At 42.5% G+C, this 25,396-nt stretch carries 24 protein-coding genes and 1 other RNA gene; 11 read left to right on the top strand and 14 right to left on the bottom strand.

From position 1 onward, the window contains the following. Nucleotides 1-154: 154 nt before the first annotated feature. Together FJU10_RS10480 and gdhA are read right to left on the bottom strand one after the other, a co-directional pair. Nucleotides 155-1,501, bottom strand: a complete 1,347-nt coding sequence (locus FJU10_RS10480) for a glucose-6-phosphate isomerase (protein WP_005229134.1) — start codon at nt 1,499-1,501, stop codon at nt 155-157. 102 nt (nt 1,502-1,603) lie between these two features. Next, nucleotides 1,604-2,953: an NADP-specific glutamate dehydrogenase gene (gdhA, locus tag FJU10_RS10485; protein WP_081119502.1), complete on the bottom strand. Its 1,350-nt coding sequence runs from the start codon at nt 2,951-2,953 to the stop codon at nt 1,604-1,606. Between the two features lie 160 nt (nt 2,954-3,113). Between gdhA and FJU10_RS10490 the strand changes: the two genes are divergently transcribed. Both FJU10_RS10490 and FJU10_RS10495 read left to right on the top strand, forming a co-directional pair. Continuing rightward, nucleotides 3,114-4,376 carry an NAD(P)/FAD-dependent oxidoreductase gene (locus tag FJU10_RS10490; protein WP_081119501.1) on the top strand — a complete coding sequence of 421 codons (1,263 nt, stop codon included), beginning with the start codon at nt 3,114-3,116 and terminating at the stop codon, nt 4,374-4,376. 139 nt (nt 4,377-4,515) lie between these two features. Further along, the gene (locus FJU10_RS10495; protein ID WP_081119500.1) at nt 4,516-5,553 is read left to right on the top strand and encodes a tagatose 1,6-diphosphate aldolase; all 1,038 of its coding nucleotides are present in this window, start codon (nt 4,516-4,518) and stop codon (nt 5,551-5,553) included. 55 nt (nt 5,554-5,608) lie between these two features. Here the strand turns inward: FJU10_RS10495 and ybaK are convergent, their stop codons facing one another. The 3 genes from ybaK to FJU10_RS10510 are packed head-to-tail and all read right to left on the bottom strand — an operon-like array spanning nt 5,609 to nt 8,078. After that, nucleotides 5,609-6,100 (bottom strand): Cys-tRNA(Pro) deacylase, encoded by a 492-nt coding sequence (gene ybaK / locus FJU10_RS10500; protein ID WP_081119499.1) that lies wholly within the window; start codon nt 6,098-6,100, stop codon nt 5,609-5,611. Between the two features lie 50 nt (nt 6,101-6,150). Beyond that, nucleotides 6,151-6,903 carry a type I 3-dehydroquinate dehydratase gene (gene aroD, locus FJU10_RS10505; RefSeq protein WP_081119498.1) on the bottom strand — a complete coding sequence of 251 codons (753 nt, stop codon included), beginning with the start codon at nt 6,901-6,903 and terminating at the stop codon, nt 6,151-6,153. A gap of 5 nt (nt 6,904-6,908) precedes the next feature. Continuing rightward, nucleotides 6,909-8,078, bottom strand: coding sequence for a class I SAM-dependent rRNA methyltransferase (locus FJU10_RS10510; protein ID WP_281201985.1), 1,170 nt, complete (start codon nt 8,076-8,078; stop codon nt 6,909-6,911). A gap of 237 nt (nt 8,079-8,315) precedes the next feature. Here FJU10_RS10510 and FJU10_RS10515 point away from each other — a divergent pair, with 237 nt between their 5' ends. From FJU10_RS10515 to FJU10_RS10525, 3 genes are all read left to right on the top strand, one after another. Then, nucleotides 8,316-10,400 carry an LTA synthase family protein gene (locus FJU10_RS10515; protein ID WP_077454265.1) on the top strand — a complete coding sequence of 695 codons (2,085 nt, stop codon included), beginning with the start codon at nt 8,316-8,318 and terminating at the stop codon, nt 10,398-10,400. A 180-nt stretch (nt 10,401-10,580) separates the two neighbouring features. Next, nucleotides 10,581-11,318, top strand: coding sequence for a hypothetical protein (locus tag FJU10_RS10520; protein WP_081119496.1), 738 nt, complete (start codon nt 10,581-10,583; stop codon nt 11,316-11,318). After that, a complete protein-coding gene (locus FJU10_RS10525) occupies nt 11,297-11,770 on the top strand; it encodes a hypothetical protein (RefSeq protein WP_081119495.1) in 474 nt (157 codons plus the stop codon). The genes FJU10_RS10520 and FJU10_RS10525 overlap by 22 nt, the downstream gene beginning before the upstream one ends. A 115-nt stretch (nt 11,771-11,885) precedes the next feature. Here FJU10_RS10525 and FJU10_RS10530 read toward each other — a convergent pair whose 3' ends face one another. From FJU10_RS10530 to FJU10_RS10540, 3 genes are read right to left on the bottom strand one after another with little or no spacing between them, the layout of a single operon-like run. Continuing rightward, on the bottom strand, nt 11,886-13,346 hold the full coding sequence (locus FJU10_RS10530) for a sensor histidine kinase (protein ID WP_005237199.1): 1,461 nt from the start codon (nt 13,344-13,346) through the stop codon (nt 11,886-11,888). Continuing rightward, nucleotides 13,346-14,059, bottom strand: a complete 714-nt coding sequence (locus FJU10_RS10535) for a response regulator transcription factor (protein ID WP_081119494.1) — start codon at nt 14,057-14,059, stop codon at nt 13,346-13,348. The genes FJU10_RS10530 and FJU10_RS10535 overlap by 1 nt, the downstream gene beginning before the upstream one ends. Further along, nucleotides 14,040-14,390 (bottom strand): SdpI family protein, encoded by a 351-nt coding sequence (locus tag FJU10_RS10540; protein ID WP_081119493.1) that lies wholly within the window; start codon nt 14,388-14,390, stop codon nt 14,040-14,042. The genes FJU10_RS10535 and FJU10_RS10540 overlap by 20 nt, the downstream gene beginning before the upstream one ends. Nucleotides 14,391-14,535: 145 nt before the next feature. Between FJU10_RS10540 and FJU10_RS10545 the strand changes: the two genes are divergently transcribed. After that, nucleotides 14,536-15,306 (top strand): Cof-type HAD-IIB family hydrolase, encoded by a 771-nt coding sequence (locus FJU10_RS10545; protein ID WP_081119492.1) that lies wholly within the window; start codon nt 14,536-14,538, stop codon nt 15,304-15,306. Nucleotides 15,307-15,368: 62 nt separating this feature from the next. Further along, nucleotides 15,369-15,732, top strand: a transfer-messenger RNA (tmRNA) gene (gene ssrA, locus FJU10_RS10550). Between the two features lie 333 nt (nt 15,733-16,065). Here ssrA and FJU10_RS10555 read toward each other — a convergent pair. Then, complete coding sequence (locus FJU10_RS10555; RefSeq protein ID WP_034872498.1) at nt 16,066-16,281, bottom strand: helix-turn-helix domain-containing protein; 216 nt, start codon at nt 16,279-16,281, stop codon at nt 16,066-16,068. Nucleotides 16,282-16,394: 113 nt separating this feature from the next. Between FJU10_RS10555 and FJU10_RS19770 the strand changes: the two genes are divergently transcribed. The 3 genes from FJU10_RS19770 (at nt 16,395) to FJU10_RS10570 (ending at nt 18,819) form a co-directional block, all read left to right on the top strand. After that, nucleotides 16,395-16,544 (top strand): hypothetical protein, encoded by a 150-nt coding sequence (locus FJU10_RS19770; RefSeq protein WP_317615673.1) that lies wholly within the window; start codon nt 16,395-16,397, stop codon nt 16,542-16,544. Between the two features lie 296 nt (nt 16,545-16,840). Continuing rightward, on the top strand, nt 16,841-17,209 hold the full coding sequence (locus FJU10_RS10565) for an ACT domain-containing protein (protein WP_081119490.1): 369 nt from the start codon (nt 16,841-16,843) through the stop codon (nt 17,207-17,209). Nucleotides 17,210-17,718: 509 nt separating this feature from the next. Further along, nucleotides 17,719-18,819, top strand: coding sequence for a mandelate racemase/muconate lactonizing enzyme family protein (locus FJU10_RS10570; RefSeq protein ID WP_140965857.1), 1,101 nt, complete (start codon nt 17,719-17,721; stop codon nt 18,817-18,819). 53 nt (nt 18,820-18,872) lie between these two features. Here the strand turns inward: FJU10_RS10570 and FJU10_RS10575 are convergent, their stop codons facing one another. Further along, nucleotides 18,873-20,288 (bottom strand): glycoside hydrolase family 1 protein, encoded by a 1,416-nt coding sequence (locus FJU10_RS10575; RefSeq protein ID WP_081119488.1) that lies wholly within the window; start codon nt 20,286-20,288, stop codon nt 18,873-18,875. A 15-nt stretch (nt 20,289-20,303) separates the two neighbouring features. Beyond that, nucleotides 20,304-21,608: a PTS sugar transporter subunit IIC gene (locus FJU10_RS10580; protein WP_081119487.1), complete on the bottom strand. Its 1,305-nt coding sequence runs from the start codon at nt 21,606-21,608 to the stop codon at nt 20,304-20,306. A gap of 171 nt (nt 21,609-21,779) precedes the next feature. Here FJU10_RS10580 and FJU10_RS10585 point away from each other — a divergent pair, with 171 nt between their 5' ends. After that, on the top strand, nt 21,780-22,481 hold the full coding sequence (locus FJU10_RS10585) for a GntR family transcriptional regulator (protein ID WP_077454231.1): 702 nt from the start codon (nt 21,780-21,782) through the stop codon (nt 22,479-22,481). 53 nt (nt 22,482-22,534) lie between these two features. On the opposite strand, the gene FJU10_RS10590 is transcribed toward FJU10_RS10585, so the two are convergent. From FJU10_RS10590 to FJU10_RS10600, 3 genes are read right to left on the bottom strand one after another with little or no spacing between them, the layout of a single operon-like run. Then, a complete protein-coding gene (locus FJU10_RS10590; RefSeq protein WP_140965858.1) occupies nt 22,535-23,299 on the bottom strand; it encodes a serine hydrolase in 765 nt (254 codons plus the stop codon). Nucleotides 23,300-23,335: 36 nt separating this feature from the next. Further along, nucleotides 23,336-24,250, bottom strand: a complete 915-nt coding sequence (locus FJU10_RS10595; RefSeq protein ID WP_189372293.1) for a C40 family peptidase — start codon at nt 24,248-24,250, stop codon at nt 23,336-23,338. Nucleotides 24,251-24,271: 21 nt separating this feature from the next. Beyond that, on the bottom strand, nt 24,272-25,345 hold the full coding sequence (locus FJU10_RS10600; protein WP_140965860.1) for a dipeptide epimerase: 1,074 nt from the start codon (nt 25,343-25,345) through the stop codon (nt 24,272-24,274). Between the last annotated feature and the right edge of the window lie 51 nt (nt 25,346-25,396).

Consider the following 25,396-nt stretch of genomic DNA (forward strand, 5'->3'; position numbering starts at 1 on the left):
AATTATTCAAACCTGTATCTTTGGACTATTGTCTGCTGCGTTGCTTTGGGGATTAAAAGAAGACCGCTGATTTTTTGGATTACTGATTTGTTATTAAATAAAATAAAAACGCCTTGAGCCGATCAGAACTGGCTCGAGGCGTTTCTTTATCTTATTATAGACGTTCGTTCAATTCTTTTGCAAGATCTTCAAAACCTGGTTTGCCAAGTAAGGCGAACATGTTTTTCTTGTAAGCTTCAACTCCTGGTTGGTCAAATGGGTTCACGCCATTTAAGTAGCCAGAAATTCCTACAGCGATCTCAAAGAAGTACATCGTGTACCCTAACGTGTAAGCATCCATTGTAGGGATTTTTACTAACAGATTTGGTACATCTCCATCTGTATGGGCAAGTAACGTTCCTTCAAAGGCTTTCGTATTAACAAAATCAACTTCTTTTCCTTCTAAGTAGCCAAGACCATCAAGATCGGCTTCTTGTGTAGGGATCGCGATTGATTTGCGTGGTTTTTCAACTTTTACGACGGTTTCAAAGATATTGCGACGGCCTTCTTGGATGTATTGACCAAGAGAATGCAAATCTGTTGAGAAGTTTGCACTTGAAGGATAGATCCCTTTTTGGTCTTTTCCTTCAGACTCGCCGAATAATTGTTTCCACCATTCTGAGAAGTATTGCATGCCTGGTTCGTAGTTGATCAGCAATTCGGTTACTTTGCCTTTGCGATAAAGGATGTTACGCATTGCTGCATATTGATACGCTTCATTTTTTTCAAGGTCGTCACTTGCGTAAGCATCGCTAGCATCTGCTGCCCCTTGCATCAAGGCATCGATATCCGCTCCGCTGGCAGCGATTGGCAATAAACCAACAGCAGTCAATACAGAGAAACGGCCGCCGACGTCATCTGGAATCACAAAAGTTTCCCAGTTTTCAGCATCTGCTTCAACTTTTACTGCACCTTTCGCTTTATCCGTTGTTGCGTAGATCCGTTTGTTGGCTTCTTCTTTGCCGTATTTTTCAATCAAACGTTCTTTGAAAACACGGAAAGCGATCGCTGGTTCAGTAGTAGTTCCTGATTTTGATATCACATTCACAGAGAAGTCACGGTCACCAATGATTTCGATCAAATCTGCTAAGTAAGTTGAAGAAATTGAATTACCGGCAAAAAAGATTTGTGGTGCTTTGCGTTCTTCATTTGGTAACAAGTTAAAGAAAGAATGATTTAAGAAATCAATCGCTGCTTTCGCTCCTAAATAAGATCCGCCGATCCCGATCACGACTAGTACTTCAGAATCAGATTGAATTTTTTCAGCCGCTTTTTTGATACGCGCAAATTCATCTTTGTCATAATTTTTAGGAAGGTCGATCCAACCTAAAAAGTCGCTACCAGCACCTGTTCCTTCGCGTAATTGTTTGTCTGCTGCTGTAACTTGACTTTGCATGTAGCTCAATTCGTATTCGTTTACGAATGGTGCTACTTTCGAATAGTCAAACTTGATGTGTGACATGATTTGTCCTCCTTGAAAAAATAGTTTTTCATACACTACCTACTTTACGTTTTTTTCCAACTTTTTTCAAGTAATTCCTGATAGGTAGCCTGTTGGGTGATTTTAGACAAGTCCTTGAGCAAACATTGCTTTAGCAACTTTTTCAAAGCCTGCGACGTTCGCACCTAACATAAAATTATTTTTTTGATCGAAGGTTTCAGCAGTATCACGGCATGCTTCATAGATCGACTTCATGATATCGTCCAATTTGGCATCGACTTCAGCTTTTTCCCATTGCAGTCGTTGGGAGTTTTGACTCATTTCTAACGCAGAAACGGCTACGCCGCCAGCATTGGCTGCTTTTCCTGGACAGTAGAAAATTCCTTCTTCAATAAAATATTCTGCTGCTTCTAATGAGCTAGGCATATTCGCGCCTTCAGAAACGACCCGAACACCATTGGCTTTTGCACGTTTGGCTTGTGAGAGATCAATCTCGTTTTGGGTCGCGCAAGGAAAGGCTAATTCCGCTGTTGTATCAAAATCCCAGACAGATGCCCCTTCATGATATTCTGCTGATGGACGTTCTTTCGCATAAGCTGTCAGACGTTCGCGCTTCACTTCTTTGATTTCTTTTAATAAGGCCAGATCAATGCCGTCTTTGTCATAAATAAAACCAGAGGAATCAGAACAAGTGACAGGGATCGCACCTAATTCTTGCAATTTCTCAATTGCATAAATCGCAACATTGCCGCTTCCAGAAACGATCGCTTTTTTGCCTTCAAAGGTTTCACCTAGGTCTGTCAATAAATGCTTAACGAAATAAACAGCACCATAACCCGTTGCTTCTGTGCGGTTTTTACTGCCCCAAAAGTCTAATGGCTTACCAGTTAAAATACCAGCATCGTATTGTTTCAATCGTTTGTAGGCACCAAACAAATAGCCGATTTCCCGTCCTCCGACACCAATGTCGCCAGCAGGAACATCTAAGTCAGGTCCGATATGTTTTGACAGCTCCGTCATAAAGCTTTGGCAAAAACGCATCACTTCGGCATCTGATTTGCCTTTTGGATCAAAATCACTTCCGCCTTTGCCGCCGCCGATCGGCAGACCTGTCAAGCTGTTTTTGAAGATTTGCTCAAACGCCAAAAACTTCAAGATACTCAAGTTGACACTTGGGTGAAAACGCAAGCCGCCTTTGTAAGGCCCCATTGCCGAGTTGAATTGAATCCGATAGCCACGGTTTACTTGCCAGTTGCCTTGATCGTCTTGCCATGGGACTCTGAATTGGATAAAACGTTCTGGTTCAGTTAAGAGTGCAAGGATATTTGATTCAATATATTCTGGATGCTCCTCTAAAAAGGGAACGATCGTAGGCAAAAATTCGTCAATTGCTTGAAGAAATTCCGGTTGGTGTTGGTCTTTCTCGTGAATCTTCGCTTGAATTTCTTTCACGTAAGCTGAAGCTTTGGTCATAGTGCATTACCTCCTTTAAGATATTTTCTATTTTAAAGAAATTTTCTGAAATTGCACGCTTTTTTTTAGAATTGTCAGAATTTTTTATCATTCGAAAAAAATCGACCAATCCTTTCAGCAGTCGTAGCCGATGTGTTACAATCCCAAAGAGGTGAAAAGAATGGAAAAAACCTATGATGTCATTGTTGTGGGTGCAGGTACGAGCGGCATGATGGCTGCGATCACTGCTGCCAAACAAGGTGCTAGGGTCTTATTAATCGAAAAAAACAAAAAAATCGGCAAGAAATTATTGATGACTGGCGGCGGACGCTGCAATGTAACCAATAATCGGCCGGTAGATGATTTAGTTGCTCATATTCCGGGAAACGGCAAATTTTTGTATAGCACGTTTTCCCAATTCAATAACTATGATGTAATGGCGTTTTTCGCTGACTTGGGGGTCGTCTTAAAAGAAGAAGACCACGGACGGATGTTCCCTGTGACGAACAAATCAAAAACCATCGTCGAAGCGTTACTTCAAGCAATCAACGATCATCACGTCACCCTGTTGACGAACACGGTTGTCACAAAGTTGATCCATGACGGCAGTCAAATTCGCGGTGTGCGAACCGAAACCGATGAGTTCTCTGCCCCTAGTGTGATTCTGACGACAGGAGGCCGCACCTATCCTTCCACGGGCGCAACGGGGGACGGCTATAAGATGGCAAAAAAAGTCGGCCATACCATTACGCCGCTTTATCCAACCGAATCGCCGCTTGTTTCAGAAGAATCCTTTATTCAAGAGCGGACGTTGCAAGGCATTTCCTTGCAAGACATCACGTTGAGTGTCTTGGATCAAAAAGGAAAGCCTATTGTCGCCCATACGATGGATCTTTTGTTTACCCATTTTGGTTTATCTGGTCCTGCTGCTTTGCGTTGTTCCTCCTTTGTAAATCAAGAATTGAAAAAGCAACAACCCGTAACGGTTGTTCTGGATTGTCTGCCGGCAAAATCCCATGAAGCCTTGACCCAAGAATTGATTCAGTCTGCGGCTTCGAAGAAACAATTGCCGAATGCTTTAGCTGGCTTTTTGCCTGAGCGCTTGATGACCTTCTTTTTGCAGCAGCTAGACCTGCATGAGCTGGTTGCTGAAAAAGCCTCACCAGAACAGTTGGCGGCGCTCGCTTCCTTGATCAAAGGCTTTTCAATCACCATTGTCCGCACGTTCCCATTAGAAAAATCCTTCGTGACGGGCGGCGGGGTCCATCTGAAAGAAATCAATCCAAAAACCATGGAGAGCAAGAAAATCAATGGCTTGTATTTTGCCGGTGAATTGCTGGATATCAATGGGTATACAGGTGGTTTCAACATTACAGCAGCGTTTTGTACTGGACATGTCTCCGGAAAAAATGCAGCAGAAACAGCGAGTTATTTCAGTTATTGATCGATGACCCAGGTGTTGGCAGCAATATCCTTGCCCGTTGCTGTCAACACCTGGGTCTCCCCCTCTTTTTGCTTATTAGTTGGGTTTTTCTCAAAGTAGGCGTAGACTAAAGATAGCAAGATCGAGGGAGGTTTTTTTAATGAAACGAATTTCAAGAGGTAAATTTGAACGAATGCAAAAACTTTCAAATGAGGATGGTGTGATTGCTGCACTAGCGATCGACCAACGTGGTTCCATGAAAAAAATGATGAAGGCAGCAACTGGACCGGATGACTTTACGATGGAACACATTTATGAGTTCAAGCAGTTGGTTTCCCAAGAATTGACCAAATATGTCAGCAGTATTTTGTTAGATGAGGAATATGGCTTCTTAGGGATCGAAGCAAAGAATCCCAATGCTGGCTTGATCCTTTCCTATGAAAAAACAGGCTATGATGTCAACACGCCGGGTCGTTTGCCTGAGATTTTACCCAATGAATCGTTGCAGCGCCTGGTGAAAAAAGGGGCAGATGCTGCGAAAGTCTTGGTTTATTATAATCCAGATGAACCGCAAGAGATTTTAGATACCAAACATGCGTTTTTGGAGCGTTTAGGTACGGAGGCGCAGGCGGCCGATATTCCGTTATTTGTGGAACCAATCGTCTATGATGATGAGATCACAGATGACAAATCACCTGCTTTTGCCAAGATCAAACCGAGCAAGGTCATCCGAACCATTCAGGAATTGACGAAAGATCACTACCATATCGATATTTTGAAAGTCGAAGTACCGGTTCAGTTCGACTTAGTTGAAGGCTTCCAAAAAGAAGGCTTAGAGGCCGTTTATACGCAAGAAGAAGCCGCCGATTACTTCAAAGAAGCCAGTGACGCCGCGACGCGACCATTCATCTATTTGAGTGCGGGAGTTCCAGCGAATGTCTTTCGCGATGAATTGACCTTTGCTGGTCAACATGGTGCCAAATTCTCAGGAATCTTAGGTGGTCGAGCAACTTGGCGCGATAGTGTCGAAATTTATGGGAAACAAGGGGCCAAAGCGTTATTGGAATGGCTGGACACCCAAGGAAAAGAAAATGTTGAAGAATTAAACGCCATTCTAAAACAATATGCCACTCCGTGGTTTGACTTTTATGGTGGTTTAGAAAATATCGAGGTTTTCGATATTGAGGTCATGGAATAAAACAGCACAAAAAAATCCCCGTGAGCGTCATCTCTAGATGGTTCACGGGGATTTTTTATTCGTGTTCAGTTGCCAACAAATCGGCAAAGACCGCCCTTGTCAATTGTTGCAACGCTTGTGGGGCAAGCCCCATCTGCAACCCGCGCTTTCCTGCAGAAACCACGATTTCTTCCAGTGTCTGCGCCCCACGATCAATATAAGTAGGAAAGAGCTTTTTCATCCCGATCGGCGAACAGCCGCCGCGAATATAGCCAGTCGTCTCTTCTAAATCTCTCAGATGCAGCATCTCTACTTTTTTGTTTCCACTGACTTTGGCTAACTTTTTCAGATCCACTTCTCTATTTCCAGGAATCACAGCCACCAGCGGTCCTGTTTTGTTCCCCACTGCCACCAGCGTTTTGTAGATAGCTTGCGGGCGTGCTAGTTGCGCAGCGACGGATTGCGCATCGAGATGATCTTCCGACCACTCATAGGTGTATTCGTTATAGGCGATTTTCTGTTGTTCTACTTGACGGATCGCATTGGTTTTTTGTTTCTTCTTCGCCATTTTATCCCTCTTTTGTTTTGGTTTCTTCTAAGAGAAGGCCTTGGCTGGTCTTACTCATTGAGTGAAAATTCTTGTAAGTAGTTGGTCATTCGTTCGATCGGTATTTGTCCAGGTGCTGATGCCCCTTGCAACGAAGCAAAAGTAAAGACCGAACCAGTCAATGCCCCACTAACACGGCTGATTTTCCCCAGCTCCCCCATCGACATGATCGCCAACGGCAGTTGGTTGAAGCCACGAGCTTTAGTAATGATCCCCATTAAACGTAAAACGTCTTGGACTTGCTTGGGCATCATCGCTAACTTGCCAACATCGGCACCAAATTGATTCATTACGCCGATTTTTAAAATCAACACAGCATCTTCTGGCGTTTTCTCAAAATCATGATTGCTCAGTATCAGCTTTACCTGTGCCTTTTTGATTTCTTGAATAAAGCCGCGACCTAAAAATTCAGCTTTCTCTAATTCGATATCGATCCAATCGATCAAGCCTGAATCAGCAGCAGCTAAACACAATTCTTTGTATTGGGTCAACGTGAACGGCCGCTCGCCCCCTTCTTCTATGGTTCGAAAAGTAAAAAGTAGCTCTTTTGATTTTAAAGTCGTGCGAATATGAGACAATGCATCTAAGACCGCTTGTTGATCGTCTGCATGTTTGTAATGGTCAACGCGCCATTCAATGATCTGTGCTTCTGATTCCTCAGCAGCAAGGGCTTGTTTTAAAATTTCCTCATTGGTTTTTCCAATCAATGGGACACAAATCAGGGGTGTTTTCCCATCTAACGTTACTGGTTTTGATCGGCTCATCTCCTTCACTCCTTTTTCATTTGATAAAAGAATACTTTCAGATAATTACCTTCTGGAAAGTGCTTATCTACCGCAAAATCAGCTGGTAGACGATAACTTTGAATACATTCATAAGGAACATGTGCTTTCTCTAATGACGCTTCGATCATTTCTTGAAACTTCTTCGAGGACAGATTGGCCGCATTCGTTGAGGCGATCAATAAACCATCTGGCGCTAAAATCTCCAAGCTATCTGTGACTAAATCGCCATAGTTTTTTGCAACCGAGAAGACTTTTTTCTTGTTGCGGGCAAAACTCGGCGGATCTAAGACGATCACATCAAAGCGCAAGTCTTTTTTGCGGGCATAATTGAAGTAATTGAAGACATCCATGACATGGATACGCTGGGTATCTGGATCAATGCCATTAACTGAAAATTGTTCGCGGGTCTTTTCCAAACTGCGTTTTGCCAAATCAACACTCGTGGTCTGAGTAGCCCCACCGACAGCAGCAGCGACAGAAAACGCCCCCGTATAACTGAACATATTTAAAACAGACTTGCCAGCTGCCAAACCATCGACGAGTTGGCCACGAACTTCTTTTTGATCCAAAAAGATGCCCGTCATTAGTCCTTCGTTCAAATACGTCGCATACGTGACGCCATTTTCTTTCACCAGTAAGGGTTCAGGCGCCGTTTCCCCATAGACCCATGCTGATTCAGGCAGTTCAGACGCAAAGCGGATTTTTTCATAAGCCCCTTTGATCTCGGGAAAGATTTGACGAAAAGCCGCCACGATCGCTTTTTTATGTTGATAAAGGGTGGCATTGTACCAAGAAAAAACGACATACTCGCCATACAAATCTACGGTAAGTCCCCCCAATTGATCCCCCTCGCCATTAAAAAGACGAAACGCATCTGTCAGTTCATCTTGATAATACGCACTACGCTTGCCTTTTGCTTTTGCAAAGCGTTGTGCAAAGAATGCTTGGTCGATCACTGTTTCTTCAAAGGATACGACCCATCCGATCCCTTTGTTTTGTTCACCTAGATAGCCGATACCTAAAAATTGGTTGGCCTGATCAGTAAAGGTGACCCACTCCTTTGTCTCGATTGCTTGTTGAAGATCTTCTCGTTGGATCAACGGATTCTTTTTGCGAAGCTTCGCTGATCCTTGCTTCGTTAGTTTTATTTTCATGTTCATCTGCTCCATTCATTCTCCTTTTTAGTATAGCAAAAAGCGACTGTATTGTCTGTATCATTGAAAGTAAAGAAATACTTAATTCCGCGTCATGACAAGGAATTCATTTGACACGTCTTTCCCAGCCTAGTAAAATGTACTGTGATGTAAAATCGTAATGTACCGGTTATACTGGAAAAAGAGAGGACGATTCCTTTGAAAAAAAATAAAGTATCCACCTTTGTGAATACAAGAATGGGCTTTTTTTTCCTATTAGCCCTATTATTTTGGCTAAAAAATATCTTTGCCTATATGGTGGACTTCCACCTAGGGATTGAAAGCAGCATTCAGTACTTCATCTTATTCATCAATCCGATCGCAACGACCTTATTACTGCTGTCGATCGCATTGTACGTAAGAAGAACCAAAGCAGCTTATATCACGATGCTTGTGATTTATTTCTTGATGACCTTGCTTTTGTTCTCCAATGTTTCATACTATCGAGAATTCACTGACTTTATCACCATCAACACGATGCTTGGTGTTGGAAAAGTGGCAAGTGGTCTAGGAGAAAGCGCGATCCGCTTGTTCCGTCCCTACGATGTGTTGTATTTCATTGACTTTATCGTGCTGATTGCAGCCTTTTCAATGAAGAAAATCAAAATGGACACTCGTCCTGTGCGGGCACGGATGGCTTTTGCGATCTCAACCTTAGCTGTTATGGTCTTTTCTGCCAATCTTTTCTTAGCAGAAGCGGATCGTCCTGAATTGCTTACTCGAACGTTTTCTCGTGACTATTTAGTCAAATATCTTGGGATCAATGCCTTTACAGTTTATGATGGCGTACAAACTTATCAAGCTTCGCAAGTACGTGCCGAAGCGAGTCCCAACGACATGAACGAAGTAGAGAGCTATGTTAAAGAACATTACGCAGAACCAAATGATGATCTGTTTGGTATCGCAAAAGGCAAGAATGTCATTTATATTCACTTAGAAAGTGTTCAGCAATTCTTGATCGATTATAAATTGAAAGATGAAGATGGCGTGGAACATGAAGTCATGCCGTTTATCAATAGTTTATACCATAGCGATAGTACCTTTAGTTTTGATAATTTCTTCCACCAAGTAAAAGCTGGGAAGACCAGTGATGCCGAAACATTATTCGAAAATTCCCTGTTTGGATTGAATCAAGGAGCGTTATTCACTCAACTGGGTGGGAAAAACACCTTTGAAGCAGCACCAGATATTTTAGGTCAAACGCAAGGCTATACCAGTGCCGTTTTCCACGGAAATACTGGTACCTTCTGGAACCGAAATGAAACTTACAAACGGTTTGGCTATGATTATTTCTTTGACGCTTCTTATTATGATGTCAATGATGAAAATTCATTCCAATACGGGTTGCATGACAAACCGTTCTTTGAACAATCGGTACAATACTTAGAACGTCTGCAACAACCGTTCTATTCAAAATTCATTGCGGTTTCTAACCACTACCCTTATTCTGAATTTACCAATGAAGAAGGCGGCTTCCCGCTAGCGAACACTTCTGATCAAACGATCAATGGCTATTTCGCAACCGCGAATTATTTGGATAAAGCCGTAGAAGAGTTCTTCAATTACTTGAAAGAAAGTGGCTTGTACGAAAACTCCGTCATCGTTTTATATGGTGACCATTACGGAATTTCCAATTCTCGTAACCGTAACTTAGCAGAATTGCTTGGAAAAACAAGTTCTACGTGGACAAACTTTGACAATGCGTCGTTACAACGTGTCCCTTATATGATTCATATTCCAGGACAATCAAATGGCGGCATCAATCATACGTATGGCGGTCAAGTTGATGCATTGCCAACCCTATTGCACTTACTGGGTGTGGATACATCGAACTATATTCAACTGGGACAAGATTTATTCTCTGATCAAAATGAACAACTGGTTGCCTTCCGTGATGGCGACTTTGTGACACCAGACTACACTTACTATAGCAGTACATTGTATGACAATCGTACCGGCATGCCGATCAACGATCCATCCGATGAATTGCAAGCCAAAGTCGATGAATGGAAAGCCAAAGTCGACAAACAGCTTTCGGTTTCTGATCAGATCAACAATGGTGATCTCTTACGTTTCTACGCGAAGAGCGGTTTAGAAGAAGTTGATCCTTCGACCTATAATTACAAAGATGCCCTTCAGCAAATGATGGATATCGAAAAGAATCTAGGCAGTGATTCAACCAGTGTCTTTTCTCAAAACGGGAATCAATCGACCGTCGATCTGTACCAAACAAAAACCTTCCAAGAATACCAGCAGATGATGGAACAAGATAGCGGCGAGTAAAGTAAGAACAACCAATGATCAATCCAGTAAGGCGCCTGCCTTGCTGGATTTTTTTGCGCTATTTGTTAGGAAAACGTCGAACTTTCTCGCCACTTTTTTAGCTTCGATATTTTACTACAAGAACTTCATACTTTATTCAAACTCCCCTTTTATACTATGTACTAGGATGAGGTGAATTAGATGAAAACTATACATTTTGCGATTGCTAGCATTTTTTATCATAAAAAAGCCATGGTGCTTTATACGCTTGTATCCTTCTTTGCCGTAATTGGCTTGATCGTGACGTTTGCCTTGATCTACTCGATGGATCAAGTGATCGCTCAGACAAGAGATCTCTTAGCGACAGAAGATCTGCAAACGAAAGTAGCCGAAGAGATCCAACCGGTTACGACAATCTATCATCAACTGTTCTATTTGATTTTCAGCGCCTTTACGCTGGTCTTTATCGGCTTTCAAGTTTACTACCAACTATATAAACGCTCGGAATACACTGCTTGGTTAGCAAGTGGCGCTACCACCAGACAATGGGTAGCAATGCAGATCATTGAAATGCTCTTACCGCTCCTAGCAGCCGCTGTGATCGCCTTTGTGTTATTGCTACTCTTCCAGCCTTATTTCCAGCGGGAATTACTTAGTGGGCATATCATTGCCCTTGATCGAGAGCGTGCTTCTGATAACTTTTGGGAGGCTGTCCAAAGTCTTCCTGGACAAGAATTCGCCATTACGATTCCGCAAAATAGTCAAATTCTGGTCCAAAATGTCGATTTGAACAGCACCACTTGGCTTGCTATTTTATTTGAAAGCACACGCCACACACTTGTCGTCTTACTTGCCGCTGTGACCGGTTTTACTGGTTTGATTGCCAGCGGACATAGTCTGTATTGGAGGAAAAAACAATGGAAAAACCAACTCAGCTAACGAAATCAATTGGTTTCTATTATGTTTCGAAAGACAATGAAACAAAAACTTCTGAATTAAGTTTGCTGCTTTCACAAAAAAAAGCAATCTTGATTCGTGCTCAATGGCCCTCCGTTCCCTTTTTATCCGTGATGGACAATGTATCTCTTGCAAATAAAAAAGGGGACGATTTAGAGAGTGTACTGCCTTATGTTCAGCTTCCCTTATCAGCTTTAAAAAAAGAGCGGACAGAGTTAGCCCCCTTTGAGGAAATCAAAATTCAACTGCTCTTAGCGTTACTTTCAGAAAGAGAAACCCTTTTAATCGAAAATGTTTTGAGCACGTTAACAACAAAAGAGGTCCAAATCCTGCTGCCTTTGTGCCAAGAAATCGCCGAACAATTTGCTGTTGCCATCTATTTGATCCATGAAGACGAATGCTTTGCCCATACGCCCTATACCACTTATCTATAGTTTACATAGCCCTCAAACAAAAAGGCTTGCTTGCAAAAGCAAGTCTTTTGTTTGAGATGCTGCCAATGAAACGCAAAAAATCGACCGGCTAATCAAATTGCTGCCGGTCGATTCCTTATTCTTCATTTAAGTCGATATCTGGAAAAGAGATTTTAAAGGTCGTGCCTTTGCCAAGTTCACTTTCTACACTGATCTTTCCTTTGTGCAGGCGTACGAGCTGTTCAACGATCGATAGTCCCAGACCAGATTCACCAAATTGACGGTTTTTGCGGGAAGGATCAACTTTGTAGTAACGATCCCAAATATTCTTGACTTGTTCTTCAGACATGCCGATTCCCGTATCACTGATTTCGATGATCGTTTCCAAGTAGCCTTTTTCGATTCGAACCCGAATTTCTCCATCTTCCGTAAACTGGATCGCATTTTGTAAAATATTGACCATGATTTGGACAAACCGATCATAATCCGCGTAGACGTCAATTGGCTCTGTTGTTTCTAAAATCAACACATCTTTGGCGATTTCTGCCTTGCTCTCCAGTTGCGTCAGTAGATTTTTGATAGTTTGCGTCGCATCAAATTTTTTGATGACCATCGAGATTTGATTGGTTCTGATTTTTTCGTAGTCAAGGTTTTCGTTGACTAGACGAATCAAACGATTGGTTTCATTTTTCATCAAGCGGATCGCATTGTCTTTTTGATTCTCAGGAATTGCGTTGTACTCTAAGCCCTCCAATAAGCCATTGATAGTCGTCAATGGGGTACGCATCTCATGAGAAGCATCCGCCATAAATTGCCGACGACGTTCTTCTTGCCGTTCAATCTCTTCTTGGGATTCTTTTAAGGATTTCGTCATTAAATTAAAATCTTCGGCTAATTCATCAAATTCATCCCGATTATGCACCGGCAAGAAAATATCAAAATTGCCATTAGTAATTTCTTTGGTTGCCCGTTTCATGCGATTGATCCGCCTTACTTGGAACGTAGCAAAAAGGTAACTGATCAATAATGAGACAACGATCGAGATCAAACAAACTTTAAACAAGTTTTGATTAAAGGCACTGACAAGATTCAAAATACTGCTTGCCGATTGCGAAACCACCATTACCCCGTAAAAATCCGTACGATTGACAGAAAAAGGTATCAACACATAGGAAGTCAGTTCTTTTTCCCCGTATAAATTTGTGGCGGAGGTCAGTTGTAGACGCGCCCCATTTTCTAAGGATTGCCAGTCTTTTTCAGAGATCGGAAAATCAACAGCATGAGCGGTATCTAGTGGATAAATAATATCATCAGGACTTTTAAAGAAAGCAAAGGAGATATCTTGGTTGCTCAAAATATTCTCAGCCAAACGCAAGGAATACTGTAGATAGCCATCCCGGGTCATATTTTGCTGTAAATATTCTGAGTCACTGATTTGCGAAATCGTCGCGACCGACGAAGCATACCCCATTAACTGCTCATAATTCCGTTCTTGTAACGTTTGGCGTGTCATTTGAGTAAACGCAATACCAATCGTCATCAAGATCACGAAGATCACCACAAAAAATGCAATCAGCTGTTGATACAGGTAGCGCATTAAGCAGCACCCGCATCATCAAATTTGTACCCAACGCCCCAGACGGTTTGAATGATCTGTGGCCCCACTTTTTCAATTTTTTGTCTTAGTTTTTTGATATGTGCATCGACGGTCCGTTCATCGCCAAAGTATTGGTAATCCCAAACCAGTTCTAACAACTGTTCTCTCGAAAATACTTGTCGCGGTTTTTTCGCTAACGTATAAAGCAAATCAAATTCTTTCGGCGTCAACCCATCGATGGGTTGACCATTTAAATAGGCTTCCCGTGTTTTTGTGTTCATTTTGAAATGATCGGTGACGATATCAAAGGTGGCATCGGAAGCTTCAGGTGTTGTTTTGTCAACCAATTCACTACGGCGGTGTAGTGCCTTGATCCGCGCGATCAAGGTCAGTGGACTAAAGGGTTTCGTCACATAGTCATCTGCCCCCATCTCCAACCCGATGACTTGATCGCTTTCTGAATCACGGGCCGTCAACATAATAATAGGTACTGTGCTGGAGATTTTGCGAATTTCGCGCGCCACCATCATGCCATCCATGGAAGGAAGGTTCAAGTCAAGGGTGATCATGTCCCATTTGTCTGGTTCAGCAGCGAAGGCTTCCAGCCCTTCTTTGCCGTCGTATTTAAAAGCCGCTTCCCATCCTTCATTCAAGAAAAACATTTGCATCATTTCAGAAACAGATTCGTTGTCTTCAATCATTAATATATTCATTTTCTTCACCTCTATGTTCTTTATCAAATCGTTGCAGATTCTCTTCGATCAGGCCAAAGATCGGCACGATGAACCAAGGGATCGCGATCATTTCAATTAGAAAAAAGTTGGTCCATTCTTGCCATTTCAAGACAAACCCAATGAGCGCCATGATTCCGCCAAAAAGCAGAAAGAATCGGGCAGATAGTTTTTGGGCCTGTCGCCAATTTCGTTCATTTTGTTTTGCCAGATAGGAACGGTAGCCATAAATAAGGTTCATTTTTTTTGATGGAAAAAGAAAAAAAGTGAGACCAATCAAGAAAAAAATGCTGCCAATTACTAAAAAAATCATCGTTTCACTCCATTCTTCCTATAGTATACTCGAATTTCTTTCTTCTACCAACAACTTCACCGATTATTCATAAAGGTTTGCCTTTTTTTCAATCTTTGATAAGATTGTGAGTGGACTATGACTATAAACCTTAGGAGTAAGATACATGACCTATAAAGCATTAACATTTTTTGATCTTGACGGTACGCTTTTAGATGAGCACTCGCAAATCACTTCGGAAATTGCTGAAGCGATGGCGATGTTGCGAAAAAATGAAGTACTGCCGATCATTGCAACGGGAAGAACCGAACCTGAAGTTACCGCCATTCGTGAAGCAGCTGGGATCACCTCAAACATCGTCATGAACGGGGCCTTTATTCGCATTGACGGCAAAGAAGTTTTTTCTGATACTCTAGAACCTGAGCTTTGCGCACGAATGTACCAAGCCGTCAAAGACAATGGTGATGAGCTGTGTTATTACAATGAGAAAGGCTATTGGGCGACTGGTCACACCGAGGAAATGGTCGGTGCATACAACTACGTACGTAGCCCTCTCCCAGAAATCGATCCTCTGCATTATGAAACGGACCGGACCAATATGTTGCTGGTTTTAGGTGTCGGCAACGATGCTTATTATCATGAGCGTTTTCCAGAATTAACTTTTTATCGTAATACGCCTTTTTCGATCGATGTCGTAAAATCCGGCACCTCTAAAGGAACTGGCGTGAAAACCTTGGTAGAATTGTTGGGTCTAGAAGATGTACCTACCTTCGGCTTTGGTGACGGCAGCAACGACTTCGCTCTTTTAGAAGCCTGCGACCACAAAATTGCAATGGGAAATGGAATTCAAGAGTTGAAAGAGTTGGCAGACTTCGTGACCCTGAAAAATACCGAAGGCGGGATCGTGCACGCCCTGAAACACTTTGACTTAATCTGATTCTTTGCATACAGGCAAAACTATGGTATACTAATGAATGGTAGCGATACCCCTTTTATCAAGGGGATGTTACGGATTCGACAGGCATAGTTGAGCCTGAATTGCGCTTCGTAGGTTACGTCTACGTTAAAACGTTACAGTTAAATATAACTGCTAAAAACGAAAACTCTTACGCTTTAGCTGCCTAAAAACAGTTAGCGTAGATCCTCTCGGCATCGCCCATGTGCTCGAGTAAGGGTCCTATTCTAAGTGGGATACGTTTTATCTTTCCGTCTGTAAGATAAAAAAGAGAGCATCAGACTAGCGATACAGACTGCCTGTCACTCGGCAAGCTGTAAAGCGAACCTTCAAATGAGTTGACTATGAGCGTAGATTTTTAGGTAGCAATATGTTTGGACGCGGGTTCGACTCCCGCCATCTCCATTTTAAACTGTCAGTAAGTGACACTAAGAGCCAAAACCTTGATTTTACAGGGTTTTGGCTTTTTACTTGTGCCAGTATGTGACACTATTTGACTACCACTCTAAATAGTTTTCTAAATAGTTTTTTCAAAAGCACGCAAAAAAGTCCACCACTTCGAAAAGTGATGGGCTAGAAGTGATGCCGTCCGCTGGCGTGCTTCCTAAATCCTTCTGTGTCGCCTTCTCTGATTTCTATAGGATATAAAAACAAAGAGAACCTTAGAATAGTCACGTCGCTACAGTGTGATTACGATATTCTAAGTGTTCTCTTTTTTGCCTTAGCCTACTTTTCAAAAAGTTATTTTTTCGTGAGTCTGATAATTTCTGAAATATCGTCAATTTCTAATGCATTAGCGATTCTTTCAATATGTTGAAGGTAAACTTTCTCTCGTTTTCCATTTGCCAGCTTATTAATAATCGAAGGTTCAATATCCGATAAGCGTGCTAACTCTCTTAGAGAAATTCCTCTGCTTTTTACAAGCTCTTTTAAGCCTATTTCTATTCTTCTGTTCATGTATTCCCACCTTTTCTGCAAACAGATGTTGTTCCTAGAGACATCATATAGTAAAATAGGATTAAAAGTGGTGTCTATACAAACATCAATAAAATCAGAATGGAGGCGTTACGTTGAAAGAAATAGAAAAGATGGGTATTAAGACGAGTAATAAGCAGCCGGTAAAAGAAATTAGCTACCAGGACATGTATCGTTTAGGAGATACTTTGGAGCAATTAAGATCTTGGCAAGAGCCGCTCTGTGTATTAGAAAATTTTCAGTGACAAAAAAAAGACCCGCGAATAAGCAGAAAATCATCCGAGATTATCATGCCTGCTCCTTATTATTCAATGTTTTTCTCACAGACTTTGGTAGCTCCCTCGAAAAAATGGAACGTCAGATTGGTGAGTTAAAAACGCGAAGAAAAGTTTAATACAAGAACGATAGGTTAAGCTCCTATCAAGCTATAGACTATCGTTCCCTTTGCTATTTTGGGTTAAAATTGAAAATGTTTAACAGCTTGTTCCCTTCGTTCTTCCGATTTGATATGATGAAAGCATCAAACGTAGGACGTGATTAGATGAAATTGACCTTATTAGAACCCTCGTTTTCTGTCATCCAAGTAAAGAATATCGATCCTTCGATGCTGAAGATCGTCCCTCTATTTTTTGCCCAGACCTCAGAAGAACTTTCTTTGGTATTGCCGACTACCAACGTCCCTTCTGAAACGATAAACAGAGAGGATGGATGGAAAGCCATTAAAATAATCGGTGTACTGGACTTCAGTATGATCGGTATCATTGCAAGAATCTCTTCCCTTCTAGCCGAAGAATCGATTAGTATCTTTGCTCTTTCTACCTTCAATACTGATTACATTTTAATCAAGGAACATCAAGTAGAACAAGCTCGTACGGTTTTAACCGACAATGATTATTTCTTCGTCAAATAAGAGAAACCCTTTGCTTCATAATCTAGTCATCCCTATTGCTCACCTCAATAAACACAAAGAACGACTGAACCAAAAAAGTTCAGTCGTTCGCTTGTATTTTTCTCGTCGTTTAAGAAAGATAAGAGTACTAGGTAGTTCAAATGGAAGACTTCCCCAAGCTTTCATTTGCCCCAGTACTCTTCATTGCTCGTTGTTACTTTAATAATAATACAAAAATGATTTTTATTCAATAAATATGTCCAAAAATCATAAAAAATGCCTTTTTATGACAATTTATAGGGTTTTCAATTCATTTCTAATAACATCTTTCCTATTTCTATTTATATTCTCGATCCCTTTACCTTCTCTCCTAACTGAATGAACTCGTAAAAAAGAAGCATTTTTGTTTCTTAAGTATTGAATTTGAGTGATTTTGCCTTGTCAATCGAGTATTCTCATGCTAACATGATTATGCAAACGTTAACAATCTAAAATGCACACGTGAACATTAATGTTGAGGAGGATTTTTTATGGTAAAAATTTCAGATGTTCAAACAGCGTATTATCGGATTCCGCTTCCGGAAATCATGGAAGATGCAAAACACGGCCTACACACCCACTTTGAAGTGCCTATCGTCAAGATCGTTACTGATGATGGCCGCGAAGGTGTGGGCTATACGTACACCGGTGGCTTTGGTGGTGAGTCGATCGCCAAACTGATCGATAAAGAACTAAAAGCAATCCTTTTAGGGAAAGATCCAGCATGTGTGGAAGCCTTGTGGGATCAGATGAACTGGGGCATCCATTATGTTGCCAGAGGAGGTTTAGCGAGTTTCGCCATTGCTGCTTGTGATATCGCCTTATGGGACTTACGTGCGAAAAAAGCACAAGAACCCCTCTACAAACTTTTAGGCGGCGCAAGTAACAAAGTCAAATGCTATGGTGGTGCGATCGATCTAAACTTTCCTCTTGAAAAACTCTTAGCCAATAATCAAAAATATTTAGACATGGGATTAAAAGCGGTCAAAATCAAATTGGGGCAAAAAACCCTTGCCGAAGACATTGCTCGCATAAAAGCGGTCAGAGAATTGATTGGTCCCGATGTGGTCTTTATGGTGGATGCCAACATGAGCTGGTCGGTTGAAAAAGCGATCAAAGCCGCCAAACTGATGGCGCCTTATGACATTTTGTTCCTTGAAGAACCAACGATCCCCGAAGATTACGAAGGCTACGCGCGTATCGCTAAAGAAGGGCAAATTGCGGTCGCAGGCGGGGAAAACTTGCGCACCCCGATCGAATTTGCTCATATGACCAAATATGGCAATGTCGATTTTCCACAACCCGACGCTTCCAATTGCGGTGGGATCACCGGCTGGTTGAAAATTGCTGCCTTAACACAAGCGAACAACGTATCGGTTTCTACTCACGGCATGCAGGAATTACACGTCAGTCTCTTAGCAGCGATGCCTAATGCTGGGTATCTCGAAATGCACAGTTTCCCAATCGATCAATACACCACGAGACCGTTAGTGATCGATCCATCCGATGGCTGTGCGATTGCACCAGAAGAACCAGGGATTGGCGTCACCTTTGACTGGGAGAAACTTGCTCCTCATAAACAACCCTTTTAACTGAAAACCCACGTTGATTTCCTTTACTATCAGGAAATCAACGTGGGTTTTTATTACAGAATCAATGGTTTTTCTTCAAATGGCAGCCACCGTTCATCAATCAGGGAACGATACCAAGCGGCTGATTTTTTTAATGACCGGGTCCGTTCTTCATTTAACTCAATTCGGACGAGACCATAGCGGTTCTTAAATGCATTCATAGGTGAAACACAATCGGTAAATGCCCAAAGCATATAGCCTTCGCAGTTGGCACCTTCCTCGACAGCTTTTAGCAGCCAGTAAAGATGTTCAGTAATAAATTGAATTCGATAGTCATCTTGAACTTGTCCTGTTGCATCCATATACTGTTCTTCATTTTCCCGCCCCATACCGTTTTCAGTAATCAGCCATGGAATATTCCCATAATTCTCTTTCAGGTAATTAGCCATATCGTACATGACCTTCGGATAGATTTCCCAGCCACGAGAGTTATTCATTTGTTTTCCTGGCAAATCAAAGGTCTCATAAAACATTTCCGGATGAAACGGTGTATCCGAATGCCATTGATACCGTGGTGCCCGCACGCGTTTCGGGTAGTACTGATTGACCCCTAAGAAATCCACCGTATGGGTGCGGATCGTTTCCAAATCTTCTTCTGTCGGATCAAAGTAGATGCCATAGGTTTGGCAAAGTGTGATAAGTTCCTCTGGATAATGACCTTTGACCATTGGATCAAAAAAGATCCGGTTGAAAAAGAGATCATACATTTTTTGCGCGTTTTGATCCTCCGGTGAGGAAGAGCGTGCGTAAACCATTTCTGGATTCAGCACACAACCGATGCGCCCCTCATAGCCTTTTTCATGATAGGCAGCCACTGCTTGGGCGGATGCCAATACTTTGTGATAGTTCCAAAGCATCCATTTTTTCGTATTTTGTTCATGGGGCCAGCGGATCGCATCGAGATAACAACGAGTCTGAATAACGATCGGCTCATTGAAGGTAAACCAATGTTTGACTCGATCACCGTAACGTTCGAAGGCGATCTCGGCATAACGGGTATACAGATCGACCACTTTCCGCGAGCTCCAGCCATCATAGGCATCCATCAAACTAGCTGGCAGTTCATAATGTTCCAAACAAAGCATCGGTTCGACTCCAGCCGCAAGCAATTGGTCGATAAGCTGATCGATATGAGCAGCATAGTCTTCATCAACGATCAGCTGTTCATGGTCGGTAAAGAAGCGCGCCCAGTTGATCGATGTTCGGTAATGGGTCAAATGAACCTCCTGCATCAGTTGAATATCCTCTGAAAACTTTTCCATAAAATTCGTCGCAACAGCCGGTCCATAGCCATTATGCCAAACAAAGCGTTCTTCTTTGTACCAGCGGTCGAGATACGAATCTTGCCCTTCTTTCTTTCCTTGCCAGCCTTCTGTCTGCCAAGCAGACGAAGCAGCCCCTAAAATAAATGTCTCAGGTATTTTTACCATTTTTTCAAAACTCCTTTATGCAACTTCATTGGTCGTGCGATTCATTACCAAAACAAAAGGGAGATAGATTAAAATCGCCACGACAATACAGATAACTTGCGTGATCACAGCCCCGATATCCCCAGCAGTAGCTAGATAAGCATTGACGATCGGTGGCATTGGCCATGGGACCATTACCACTGCTTTAGCGGCAAAGCCTAGGCTTGTGGCCACGTACCCAATCGTTCCTGTTACTAATGGTGTCAGGATAAAGGGAATCGCCAAAATGGGATTCAACATAATTGGCATTCCGAAGATCACTGGCTCATTGATATTGAAAATCCCAGGTGCTAATGACAATTTAGTGATTTGGCGCATGTCCTCCCGCTTGCCGGCGATCAAAATCGCAATCAGCAACCCAATCGTCACGCCAGAGCCGCCCATACTCATATACATATCCCAAAACGGCATCGTAATGATATTGGGTACTTCTTTTCCAGCTTCAAAAGCTTCCGTGTTGACGGCGATTGCTGCCAGCAACAATGGTTCACGAATGGGTTTGACCATCTGGTTCCCATGAATCCCGATGACCCAAAAGACTTGTGCGATAAACATCAACAACAAGATACCTGGTAATCCTTGGACGATCCCTTCCAGTGGTCGTTGGACGACATTGTAGATGATATCGTAAGCATACATCCCTGTGAGTGCTTTGATAGTAAAACCAGCGGTGGCGATGATGGTCACGGTGAAAATCGTTGGAAACAATGCCGAAAAACTTGCCGAAACATTCCCTGGAACACTATCAGGCATCGTGATCTGCAGCCGTTTTTGTCTTCCTAGCCACGCATAAAGCTCGATGGAAACGATCGCAACGAACATGCCTAAAAATAGACCTTTCGTGTCCGTATATTGCTTAGCCAGCACGTTTTCAGCAACCACCGTCGCATCTTCGTGCAAAAATTCAAAGATCATTGGATTAACAGAAAGATAAGACATCACGGCGATGATTCCTGGAAAGACCCCCGAAATCTTATTTAATTTTGCTAGCTCAATCCCAATCAGAAACACTGCATAGATCGTTAAGAAACTCAACGTCACATAACTGACCGCAGATGAGATCGGTTTTAAACTTTCTAAAAAGCGCAGTGCCTCGATTTGTGCCAATCCATTTTCAGCATCAAAAACCATTGCTGAAAACAAAGTACCAAATGCTCCGGTAATGATTACTGGAATCAAAGCAGCAAAGGCATTTTTAATGACCATGATGTAGCGTAAATTGTTGATCCTATTGGCAAACTTTCCTAAAACGTCAGCGAGTCGATCCATAAATCCTTGCATAAAACTCCCTCCTATACCCCTATTCTTCAATCGCTAGAAAACGATTACATTACAAATGTAATTCATTTCCTGAAGAATGTAAACGCAGGAAAAGCCTTTAAAACAAGGTATGTAAAGCTCCAAGTTTACATACTTCGTTTTATCACTTATTATTATTTTGAGGTGAAGCAAATGGCGAACTACCATGACATCGCTGCCGATCTACGGAGCAAAATCAATCACGGGTTTTACGAAGAAGAGAAAAAATTGCCGAAGCAATCCGAACTGGCTGTCCATTATCAGACCAGCCGCGTGACAATTCAAAAAGCATTGAATATTTTACAAATGGAAGGCATTATTTACGGTAAAAAAGGCACGGGTACCTTTATCAGCGACGCCTATTCAACCTTCGATTACAACGCCAAGATCAATCGTGGATTGACCAAACGTCTTGGGGAAACAGGAAAGATCACCAGCAAGATCATTTCTTTTGCCATTCTTTTTCCCGATGAGAAAGAACAAGAAAAACTAAAAATCCGCAGTGACCAACAAATTTATGATATCGTTCGTTTGCGCCTGTTTGACGATATACCCGTTGTTTTAGAATATACCATCATGCCGCTTCATGTCATTCCCGGGATTACCGAGGAAGTCTTAAACTCATCGGTCTACGGTTATATCACCAACCAGCTACACTCCTCGATTGGGACATCTGTCCGTCGCATCAAAGCGGATCGTGCAGATACCTATGATCAGCAATACTTAGCTTGTGCTGCCACCGATCCCATCTTAGAAGTGGAACAAACGGTTTATCTCGGCGATGGGACGCCTTTTGAATTTTCTCAGTCACGGCATCGTTATGATATGGGAGATTTTATCGTCGTAAATAATTAATACGCTGCGTATCGAGTACCTCTGAGTGAGGATCGATACGCAGCGTATTTTACTTAAAAACATTGCTGATAGACTGTTTGACCAATTTCTCTTAGCCAACTGATCCCTTGACCACTACCGGTTTTATCATAGGAAAACGCCGCAATGATGATCGTCGTTTCATTGGCTTGTAAATACGCTACATCGTGTTCGATGCGGTCAAGACGGCCTGTCTTATTAAAAATGCGGCACGCAGGATGCGTTGTTTCAGCAAAAGTCCCTGGTATGCCCTCTTGAAATTGCTGCTGATTTAAGGCTGAAAATCCTAGGGCAGCTTCTTCTTGTTTAACACACCTTAGTAGTAGTTTGGCAGCCGCCGAAGGGGTCAAGCGGTTCTCCTTGTCTTTAATCGGTCGCATCATATACCGTTCAAATTGGATCTCCGGCTCCTGGATCCATGCTTGAAGTGTGGGCAACCCAGCTAAGTCCAACAGTACATTGGTGGCGGTATTATCAGATACGGCGATCATCGCTGTAAGCAGTTCACTGATAGCCCAGCTTTTTTTCTGAGGAAAAAGACGGAGGACCCCAGCGCCACCTGTCAGATCAACGGGGCTCACACAAATTACTTGTTGGGGATCGATCTTTTTTTCGATGATTTGTTCAAGGTAATAGGCATACAATACAAGCTTACTGATACTTGCTGCTGGAAATGACTTATGACTCTGATAGTCAACAAGACATTTCGTTGGCGTACCAATCCATAACCCCATTTCCAATGTTGCTTGATATTTTTTTAGGATATGATTTATTTCTAAATAAACGTCATCTTTTGTCATCAAACGCTCCTTTCCTCAAAGTCAGTAAAGGATTGCTTATGTGCCCGGTTCAATTGGTGTATTTGGTTTGTCTTGCCAATAGCGCGCCACAACTGCTAGTTCCGGTTCATAATTAGAACCAGCGATTTTGGTTTTCATGACCCGCGATCCGGGTGTTCTTGAATGAATCATTTCATCATCCCCCAAATACAACCCAACATGATGGACTTCACCTTTTCCTTCTTCATAAGCAAATAGCAACAGATCTCCCGGTTGTGCCTGACTGTAAGGTACAATGTTTGCTTGTTGTGCTTGCTCAATCGTATCTCGGGGGATCAAAATACCATGAAGTCGATGCAGCGAATACATGAATCCAGAACAATCAAAGCCACTGCCGCTAATGCCTGCCCAGACATAGGGCTGATTCAAAAATTGTTCTGCTAGTGCAATCATTTTCTCGGGCAGATTTGTCCATGTATCCACAATGACTTGAGCAAAGGATTTAGCGATCGTTGCTGGTCCATTAGGCGTAGCCACTCGATAGGAATCTGTGGTTTCCCCAACTAGGGGTAAAACCGTCCCAAAAGAAACGATCCGTGTCGCAGAGTCAAAAACAAGCAAAGCTTCTTTGGCAGTCACGCCGAGCATTCTTTTAGCTGTTGCATAGTCTGGTGGCAATGGCTTCAATACCTCGTTTGGTAGATAGCCGGGATAGCCAAGTGGGTGTTTATTGCTTTTTTGATCCAAGACGATCACATGGGCCCAACCATCCGTTTGGTCGATGACTTCTACAATCGTCCCATATAATACTTCGGAGTCCACTAAGCTTTCCTGATAAAGCCGCATCGTATCTTCATCAGTCAAAAAAGTGTGCAGTGCTTCTAAAGGGAATGCTTTGATTTTTGCTAGTACTTTGTTTTCTTTGGGTTCCTTCCATAAGAAGGAAGAGCCAGCCTGAACAATTTGTTTCATCTTTGCTCCTCTCATAACTGTTTATTCGTTGATTCCTAGTCCGATGCGTTCGGTGACGCTCAAGCTTCCTGGACGCTGAAGAATCCCTTGAGTTTCAGGGGAAGTCGTTTGGGTCTCCCACATAAAAGGAACATCCAGATCATAAAATCGGACATCGTTCATCCCTAAGGCAAAATGGGCGGCGGCAGCCATTCCACCATACCCTTCAATCATCGAACCGACCATCACCGGCACTTGATGCTCTTTTGCCAATTGATAAATTTTTTGTCCCTCTTTGATCCCGCCGCTTTTCATCAATTTAATGTTCAAATAATTGCAGCAGTTTTCAGCAATCAAACGTTTGGCATCCTCATAGGAAAAAAGACTTTCATCGGCCATGATCGGAATCGTCGTACGAGCAGTCACATAGCTGAGTCCAGCAAAATCATGGGCTTTTACTGGCTGTTCAACAAACTCGATCGGAATGTCTTGCCATTGGTCTAAAATCTGCACCGCTTCTTCTTTGGTCCAGCCTTGATTGGCATCAATTCGAAAGGAGATCTTTCCTGCCAAGCGTTCATTGATGCGGCGAATTTTCGCAACTTCCTCTTCGATCGTTCCTGCCCCTAGTTTGATTTTCAAGGAGCGAAACCCCGCTTGGACTTTTGCTTGCGCATCCTGTAGCATCTGCTCCTGTGAGCCGACACTAATCGTATAATCGGTTGCTAACCTATTGACAGAACCTCCTAAATAACGGTAAAGCGGTAAGTTAGCTGCTTTAGCCAGTGCATCATGCAATGCAATATCGATCGCCGCTTTAGGGCTCGTATGATGCTGGATCAACGCATGAAGCTCATCCATTACCGACAATTGCGCATCTACCTTTCTGCCTAACAGGAAGGGGGCAAAAACAGTTTCGATATCTTTTAAAATACTTTCTTTTGTATCGCCGGTGATGACTTCGGTAGGTGCTGCTTCTCCGATGCCAACGATCCCATTGTCAAAAGAAAGCAGCACTCGAATCACTTCGACGGCGTGCACTTCTCTAAGCGCCGTTTTAAATGGTGCATTCAGCTGGATCGGAATTCGTTTGGTTTCAACTGCTGTGATTTTCATTGGCGTTCCCCCTAAAAAGAAAAGCCGTTCTTATCTAGCTGGAATGAATCA

Origin of the sequence: Enterococcus sp. OL5 (assembly GCF_006491895.1) — a bacterium.
Taxonomy (GTDB): domain Bacteria; phylum Bacillota; class Bacilli; order Lactobacillales; family Enterococcaceae; genus Enterococcus_D; species Enterococcus_D innesii.